This is a genomic window from Psychrobacter sp. GW64-MNA-CIBAN-0177, assembly GCF_040309585.1.
GTDB classification, from domain to species: Bacteria; Pseudomonadota; Gammaproteobacteria; order Pseudomonadales; family Moraxellaceae; genus Psychrobacter; species Psychrobacter okhotskensis.
Genome location: NZ_JBEOOY010000067.1, coordinates 1 through 477, shown reverse-complemented (window position 1 = coordinate 477; position 477 = coordinate 1). Strand labels below are relative to the sequence as shown.

Annotated in this window: 1 protein-coding gene; it reads left to right on the top strand. The window is 34.4% G+C overall.

What is annotated here, in order from left to right; all coding sequences use genetic code 11:
• Positions 1–212 precede the first annotated feature (212 nt).
• Complete coding sequence (locus AAEY79_RS14205) at positions 213–425, top strand: hypothetical protein (protein ID WP_201567978.1); 213 nt, start codon at positions 213–215, stop codon at positions 423–425.
• Positions 426–477 lie beyond the last annotated feature (52 nt).

Below are 477 nucleotides of genomic sequence, written 5' to 3'. Positions count from 1 at the left end.
AAACGATTAGGGTTTAAAACGCCAAACCAGGTGTTTTATTCCATTACTTAGCGTTGCACTTGGTGTGTTAATCTAGGCATGAAGATGTTTTTATTATGGCTAAATCAGGGCATGCCACTGTTGTTACAATGAATTATCAGGATGATTATGCATTGGGTTACCTTGGAGATGTTTGGCTTTTACCGACCAAAAAGTGTCACTGTGGATAATATATGAAAAATTCAATATTACTATCATCAATTCTACTACTTGGATGCGGAGCGACTGAATCTATAGATGAAAAGTTGAATGCTGATATGAATGGCAATGATTTGAAAAATCAATCTAATACTGAAAGCTTTTCCAAACTATCAATTGACTCAGATAAACTCCTATCTAATAAAATAGAAACCTCTGATCTAGAGCCCATCCCGAATTCTGTGTAACTGCCATTTAGATTAAGTGCTTACTAATACGATCATCAAACATAATCATAAA

Bases quoted from the DNA above. Each gene is read 5' to 3' on its own strand.
- AAEY79_RS14205 (WP_201567978.1), top strand. From the start codon at position 213: ATGAAAAATTCAATATTACTATCATCAATTCTACTACTTGGATGCGGA.